Annotated in this window: 8 protein-coding genes and 1 tRNA gene; 7 read left to right on the forward strand and 2 right to left on the reverse strand. The window is 73.3% G+C overall.

The window, feature by feature from the left end; translation table 11 throughout:
- Positions 1–170 (reverse strand): FmdB family zinc ribbon protein (locus VFW24_11545; protein ID HEX5267398.1); only part of this gene is annotated, 170 nt, incomplete at its 3' end.
- A 68-nt stretch (positions 171–238) separates the two neighbouring features.
- Between VFW24_11545 and galU the strand changes: the two genes are divergently transcribed.
- From galU to VFW24_11575, 6 genes are all read left to right on the forward strand, one after another.
- Complete coding sequence (gene galU, locus VFW24_11550) at positions 239–1,144, forward strand: UTP--glucose-1-phosphate uridylyltransferase GalU (protein HEX5267399.1); 906 nt, start codon at positions 239–241, stop codon at positions 1,142–1,144.
- 3 nt (positions 1,145–1,147) lie between these two features.
- Positions 1,148–2,407 (forward strand): gephyrin-like molybdotransferase Glp, encoded by a 1,260-nt coding sequence (glp, locus tag VFW24_11555; protein HEX5267400.1) that lies wholly within the window; start codon positions 1,148–1,150, stop codon positions 2,405–2,407.
- Positions 2,408–2,416: 9 nt separating this feature from the next.
- A complete protein-coding gene (gene moaA / locus VFW24_11560) occupies positions 2,417–3,418 on the forward strand; it encodes a GTP 3',8-cyclase MoaA (GenBank protein HEX5267401.1) in 1,002 nt (333 codons plus the stop codon).
- A 21-nt stretch (positions 3,419–3,439) separates the two neighbouring features.
- Positions 3,440–3,943: a cyclic pyranopterin monophosphate synthase MoaC gene (moaC, locus tag VFW24_11565; GenBank protein HEX5267402.1), complete on the forward strand. Its 504-nt coding sequence runs from the start codon at positions 3,440–3,442 to the stop codon at positions 3,941–3,943.
- 189 nt (positions 3,944–4,132) lie between these two features.
- A complete protein-coding gene (locus tag VFW24_11570; GenBank protein ID HEX5267403.1) occupies positions 4,133–4,660 on the forward strand; it encodes a hypothetical protein in 528 nt (175 codons plus the stop codon).
- 77 nt (positions 4,661–4,737) lie between these two features.
- The gene (locus VFW24_11575; protein ID HEX5267404.1) at positions 4,738–5,304 is read left to right on the forward strand and encodes a hypothetical protein; all 567 of its coding nucleotides are present in this window, start codon (positions 4,738–4,740) and stop codon (positions 5,302–5,304) included.
- Here VFW24_11575 and VFW24_11580 read toward each other — a convergent pair.
- The gene (locus VFW24_11580) at positions 5,293–6,555 is read right to left on the reverse strand and encodes an MFS transporter (protein ID HEX5267405.1); all 1,263 of its coding nucleotides are present in this window, start codon (positions 6,553–6,555) and stop codon (positions 5,293–5,295) included. The two genes, VFW24_11575 and VFW24_11580, sit on opposite strands and share 12 nt — an antisense overlap.
- Positions 6,556–6,624: 69 nt before the next feature.
- Here VFW24_11580 and VFW24_11585 point away from each other — a divergent pair.
- A tRNA-Ala gene (locus VFW24_11585) sits at positions 6,625–6,697 on the forward strand.
- The last annotated feature ends 78 nt before the right edge of the window (positions 6,698–6,775 follow it).

Genomic DNA, 6,775 nt, shown 5'->3' on the forward strand with positions numbered 1-6,775 from the left:
CTGTCGGTCTTGTAGAAGCCGCTCCCCTTGAAGGTGATGCCGATGGCCCCGAACACCTTGCGGAGCTCGCCGCCGCACTGCGGGCACTTCTCGAGCGGGTCGTCCTTGAACGACTGGACCACCTCCAGGTGCTCCCCGCACTTCTTGCATGCGTACTCGTAGGTGGGCATTTCGGACCTCTCGGGGACGCCGTTAGCACTCTCAGGGTTCGAGTGCCAAGTGTATAACGTGACCGCCCGTGGACGGAAGACCCGGTGGCGGGGGCGCCCGCGGCCCGGTCCGCAAGGCGGTGATCACGGCCGCGGGCATGGGCACCCGGTTCCTCCCGGCCAGCAAGGCCCAGCCCAAGGAGATGTTCCCCCTGGTGGACGTCCCGGCCATCCAGTACGTGGTCGAGGAGGCGGTGGCGGCGGGGGCCCGGGACCTCCTGATCATCACCAGCCGGGGCAAGCGCACCCTCGAGGACCACTTCGACCGGTCCGTCGAGCTGGAGCACCACCTCGAGTCCCAGGGCAAGCACGACCTGCTGGCCCAGGTGCGGGCCATCGGGGAGATGGCCGACATGCACTACGTGCGCCAGAAGGAGGCTCGGGGGCTGGGCCACGCCGTGTACCACGCCCGGGGGCACGTGGGCGACGAGCCCTTCGCCCTTCTTCTCGGTGACGACATCATGCGGCCCGACAGCCCGCTGCTGCGCGACATGCTGGCGGCCCACTCCGCCCGGGGGGCCAGCGTGCTGGCCCTCAAGGAGGTCCCCAAGGAGGAGGCGGCCCTGTACGGGTGCGCCGAGGTCGACGCCGTCGACGGGGCGCTGGTCCAGGTGCGGGGCGTCGTCGAGAAGCCGGATCCCTCGGTGGCCCCCTCCAACCTGGCGGTGATCGGGCGCTACGTGCTGACCCCGGGGATCTTCGAGTGCCTGGAGCGGACCGAGCCGGGCCGGGGGGGAGAGATCCAGCTCACCGACGCCATCGGCCTGCTGATCAAGGAGGAGCCGGTCTACGGCGTCGTGTTCTCCAAGGGGCGCTACGACGCCGGGGACAAGCTGGGCTTCCTCAAGGCCAACATCGAGCTGGCCCTGGAGCGGCCCGACCTCGGTCCCCCGCTGCGGGCGTTCCTGCGGGAGTTGGTCGGCGGGGCGGACTAGCCGGTGGCCCTGGTCCCCGTAGAGGAGGCCCGCCGGCACGTCCTCGACGCCTGCGGGGTCCTCCCGGCGGAGGCGGTGGCCCTCGAGGCGGCCCTGGGCCGGGTGACGGCGGCGGAGGTCGTGTCACCAGAGGCCGTGCCGCCGTTCGCCAACACCGCCATGGACGGCTACGCCGTGCGGGCCGCCGACACGAGCGGCGCCAGCGACGAGCTGCCCGTGACCCTGCGGGTGGCCCGGTCGATCGCCGCCGGCCAGCCCCCGGGCCCCGCCCTCCTGCCGGGCGAAGCGATCCGGATCATGACCGGCGCCCCCCTGCCCCCCGGCGCCGACGCCATCGTGATGGTGGAGCGGACCCGGCCGGCCAGCAGCGTGTCGGGCGGGGACGCCGTCCAGATCCTGGCCGAGGCCGACCGGGGGGACCACGTCCGCCGGCCCGGGGAGGACGTCCGGCCCGGGGACCGGGTGGTGGGGTCGGGCACCGAGCTGCGCCCCGCCCACCTCGGGGTCCTGGCCAGCGTGGGGGTGACCGCCGTCGAGGTCCACGGCCGGCCGCGGGTGGGGGTCCTCTCGACCGGGGACGAGCTGGTCGAGGGCGGGGGCGCCCTCGAGCCGGGCCAGATCCGGGACTCCAACCGGCGGACCCTCCTGGCCCTGCTCCGGGACTCCGGCTTCGAGGCGGTGGACCTGGGCATCGCCCGGGACTCGGAGGACGAGATCACCGCCGCCGTCGACCGGGGGGTCGGGGCGTGCGACGCCCTCCTGACCAGCGGAGGGGTGAGCGTCGGGGACTTCGACTACGTGAAGGCGGTGCTCGACCGCCGCTCGGCCGGGTCGATGCGCTGGATGCAGGTGGCGGTCCGGCCCGCCAAGCCGTTCGCCTTCGGGGTGATCGGGGGGGTTCCCGTCTTCGGGCTGCCCGGCAACCCGGTGTCGTCGATGGTGAGCTACGAGCTGTTCGCCCGGCCGGCGCTGCGCCAGATGGCGGGCCACACCGGCCCGTCCCTGTTCCGGGCCGCCGTCCAGGGGGTGGCCGGCCAGGACTTCCCCCGCCGGCCCGACGGGCGCCTGGCCCTGGACCGGGTGGTGGCGTCGATCGGCCCGGGGGGCCGGGTGGTGGTGCGCTCCGCCGGCGGCCAGGGCTCCCACGTCCTGACGGCCATGGCCCGGGCCAACGCCCTGGCCCTGGTTCCCGACGGGCCCGGGCTGGTGGCGGGGGAGGAGCTGACGGTGTGGCTCTTGGGGGACCTGCTCACCGGCGCGTAACCTCCGGGGATGGTCCCCCTCGTCGATCCCCACGGCCGCACCGTGCGCGACCTGCGGATCTCGATCACGGACCGCTGCAACTTCCGCTGCACCTACTGCATGCCCCAGGAGGGCATGACCTGGCTGCCCCGGGAGGACGTGCTCACCTACGAGGAGATCGAGCGGGTCGCCCGGGTGTGCGTGGAGCGCTTCGGGTTCGAGGCCATCCGCATCACCGGCGGGGAGCCGACGGTGCGGGCCCGCCTGCCGGTCCTGATCGAGAAGCTGGCCGCCCTGCGGGTGCCCGGCACCGGGGAGCCGGTGGACCTGGCGATGACCACCAACGGCGCCACGCTCGGGCTCCTGGCCCACGACCTCCGGGCCGCCGGCCTGGGGAGGATCAATGTCTCGTGCGACTCGCTTCGCCCCGAGCGGTTCCACGCCCTGACCAGGAGGGGCCAGCTCGACCGGGTCATGGACGGGATCGCCGCCGCCCGGGACGCCGGCTTCGACCCGGTGAAGGTCAACGTGGTGACGGTCCGGGGGGTGAACGACGACGAGATGGTCGACTTCGCCGCCTGGGGGCGGGAGACCGGGGTGCAGCCCCGGTTCATCGAGTTCATGCCCCTCGACGCCGACGGGTCGTGGTCGATGGACCAGGTCGTGCCGTCGGCCGAGGTGGTGGCGGCCATCGACGCCGTGTTCCCCCTCGAGCCGGTCACCCACGGGCCCGAGCCCGCCGCCCGCTACCGCTACCGGGACGGCAGGGGGGAGATCGGGGTCATCGCCAGCGTCACCCAGCCCTTCTGCGCCTCGTGCGACCGGATCCGGATCACCGCCGAGGGCCAGCTGCGGAACTGCCTGTTCGCGGTGCGTGAGACCGACCTCCGGGCCGTGCTCCGGGGGGGCGGGTCGGATGACGACCTGGCGGAGGCGGTGGCGGCCGACGTGGGGCGGAAGTGGGCGGGCCACCACATCGGGCGGGTGACCTTCGTGCGCCCCGCCCGGAGCATGAGCCAGATCGGCGGTTGACCGCCCACCTAGACTTCCCCCATGTCCGACCGCGGCCTGACCCACCTCGATCCGCTGGGCCGGGCCCGGATGGTCGACGTCACCCCCAAGGAGCCCACCCACCGGCGGGCGCTGGCCCGGGCCAAGGTGTTCATGAGCCCGGAGACGACCAACAAGGTGGCCAGCAACGCGGTGTCCAAAGGGGACGTACTGGGCGCGGCCCGGATCGCCGGGATCCAGTCGGCCAAGCGGGCCGCCGACCTGATCCCATTGTGCCACCCCCTGCTGGTGGGCTCGGTCTACGTGAACTTCACCATCGGGGACAACTACGTCGAGATCGAGGCCCAGGTCGAGACCGTCGACCGGACCGGCGTCGAGATGGAGGCCATGACCGCCTGCGCCGTGGCCGCCCTGACCGTGTACGACATGTGCAAATCGGGTGACCGCTCGATGAGCATCGGTGAGCTGGCGCTCTGGGAGAAGACGGGTGGTCGTTCGGGGACCTGGCGCCGGCCGGGGCCCCCGCTCGCGTCCGCCGATCTCTGAACCGGCCGCCTCGCCCCGGTTGCCGATCTCGCCGGGCCCTCACTAGAGTCACGTCGGCCGGTCTCCTCCTGGTCCTCCCACCGGAGAGCCGTGCCCGTCCAGAGGCGTCGCCAACGGTCGCTTCACCATCCACCAATCGCGCAAGGGCCTGGGATACGGTCCTTCTCACACGAAGGTAGGTCGAGGAGCTTGACCATCGTGGTTCTCGGATTGCTGGCGGTGGTGTGGATCGCGGTTCTGGCCCCACCTCTGCTGCGCAAAGGCGCGGAGACAAGAAGAGCCGACTCCATCGGCGACTTTCGCCGTCAGTTGGTGGTGCTCCAGCGCACCGGCCCCAGCGTCATCTCCCCCGCCAACACGCGCGTCGACCGCCAGTTCGGATCGCCCGCGCCTGCGTACACCGCCCCCGCCTCCGCGGTCGTGCGGGCGCCGCGTCAATCGCGCGAGGCAACGCTCAGCGCGCGCCGGCGGCGTCGTAACGTGCTCGTCACTCTGACCCTGACCACGCTGCTGCTGGTCGTGCTCGGGGCCGTTCCCGGCATGCACCTGCTGCTGGCGGTGGCGGCGGTGTCCGCCGTGCTGCTGGTTCTGTACGTCTCGCTCCTGGTGCGGATGCGCAATGCCGCGGCCGAGCGCGAGATGAAGCTCAGCTTCCTGCCCGGACCCGCCGCGTACGCGGCGCCGGGCGCTCCGCTGCTCCGGCGCTCCGCCAACTGAGCGATCTCGGGGAGCAGCTGGGCGGGCTCCTTCCCGACGTCACCCGCGGCCTGGGCTCCGCCAACGAGGCCCGCGAGGTGGCCCTGGCCTCGTGCCGGCAGGTCATCAGGTTGTCGGGCCGGGCCATCCGGGCCGTCCACCGGCACCAGGACGCGGCGGCCGCCGATCTGGTGGCCGAGGCCGAGACGGCCCTGCGCCGGGCCCAGGAGACGGTCCGGCCCCACCCGGCGGTGGCCTTCGCCGGGTTCGTGCACGACGCCGAGAAGGAGTTCGTCGAGGCGGTGTGCGTGCGCCGGCTGGTGGCGGGGGCGGACCTGGCCGGACCGGGGGAGCTGGCCGTCGGCCTGCCGGCGTGGCTCAACGGCCTGGCCGAGGCGGCGTCCGAGATGCGCCGCCACATGCTGGACCTGCTCCGGGCCGGGGAGCTGGACCGGGCCGAGTCGGTCCTGGCCGCCGTGGACGATGTCTACGACTTCCTGCTGGCCGTCGACTTCCCCGACGCCCTGACCGGGGGGCTGCGGCGGACGACGGACGCCCTCCGGGCCGTGCTCGAGCGGAGCCGCTCCGACCTCACCACCACCGCCCTCCAGACCCGCCTCCAGCGGGCCATCGAGGAGCGGACCTCGGATGGCTCAGGCCGGTAGGAGGTCCGGTTCTCCGTCGGCGGTGACGCCCGGGAGGTGGGGGGCACCGGCCGGTTCCACAACGTCCGAAAGGGCGGGCCGCTTCCCGACCGCCAGGCCCAGCGAGCCCGCTGTCGCGGCCACGGCGGCGATGGCCAGCCCCGCTACCCGGGGCCCGAGGGCGCCGGCCACCACCGCCGCCAGCGGCAGGGCCACGACGTCGCTCCACGAGTGCAGGGAGCGGTAGAGGGCCAGGACCCGGCCGTGGGTGTGGACCGGGGAGCCCCGCTGGAGCAGGGTCCGCGACGGAGCCGAGTAGAAGGCCACGTCCACGCCCCACAGGAACACCCCGACGAAGGCGACGGCCACCGAGTGGGTGCCGATGTAGGTGGCGGCGGCCAGGCCCGACAGGAGCACCGAGCCCGACAGGGCCCGGGTCGACGCCACCCGGTCTCCCAGGCGGGGCAGGAGCAGGCCGGTCCCGACCAGGCCGACCCCGAACGCCGTCTGGAGCAGGGAGAAGACCGTGGGGGAGCGGTGCAGCACGTCCCGCACGTACAGCGGCTCGATGACCATGAACGTGCTCCACGTGAGAAACACGGCCGCCGACAGAGCCAGCGTGAAGCGCACCACCGGGCTGCGCCGGGCCACCCTGACGCCCTCGGCCAGCTCCTGGCGCAGGCCCGCCTCCGGGCGGGGGCCGGCCGTGCGCACCGGGCGGAGCTGGAGGGGGGCCACCGCCGCCATGCCTATCCAGAAGGTGGCGGCGTCGACGACGAAGGCGCCCCGCAGGCCGGTGAGGGCGATGGCCCCCGCGGCCAGCAGCGGCCCGAACGCGATGGCCGACTCCGCCGCCGACCCGAGCAGGGCGTTGGCGGCCAGCAGGTCGGCGTCGTCGACCAGGCGCGGCGGCAGGGCGTCCCCCGCCGGCCGGGCGAAGGCCTCGACGGTGCCGTGCAGCAGGCCCAGGAGGATGAGGGCGTGGAGCGAGCCGGCAAAGGCCATGGCCAGGCTCGTGGCCGAGCCCAGCCCGTAGGCGGCGACGAGGACCCGGCGCGGCCCCAGCCGGTCGATCGGCACCCCCGCCAGTGGGGACAGCAGCGCGGACGGAACGGCCCAGGCCAGACCGATCAGGGCGACCTGTCCGGCATCGGCATGGAAGCGGTAGCTGGCGAAGCCCCACATCGCCATCAGCGCGGCCCAGCTTCCGATGGCGTTCAGCGCGTAGCCCACGAAGAGCAGCGCGAAGGGACGCGAGCGGAAAAGGTGCACGGCGCAAGGCTATGGGCGTTCCCCCCGGAGGTTCCGGGAATTGCCCTCGACTAACCTTGACCCACCCCGGGGGGTGTAGCTCAGTTGGCAGAGCGCAGCGTTCGCAACGCTGAAGTCGGCGGTTCGAGTCCGCTCACCTCCACTGGCTCGACAACGCGACCCAAGCGCGACGCGTAAGGCCTGTTCGGAGAGCCGCCTGGTTACCCGATCGCCCTGCAGA

It is taken from the genome of Acidimicrobiales bacterium (assembly GCA_036273495.1).
Lineage (GTDB): Bacteria > Actinomycetota > Acidimicrobiia > Acidimicrobiales > JAJPHE01 > DASSEU01.

Bases quoted from the DNA above. Each gene is read 5' to 3' on its own strand.
- moaA (HEX5267401.1), top strand. From the start codon at position 2,417: ATGGTCCCCCTCGTCGATCCCCACGGCCGCACCGTGCGCGACCTGCGG.
- moaC (HEX5267402.1), top strand. From the start codon at position 3,440: ATGTCCGACCGCGGCCTGACCCACCTCGATCCGCTGGGCCGGGCCCGG.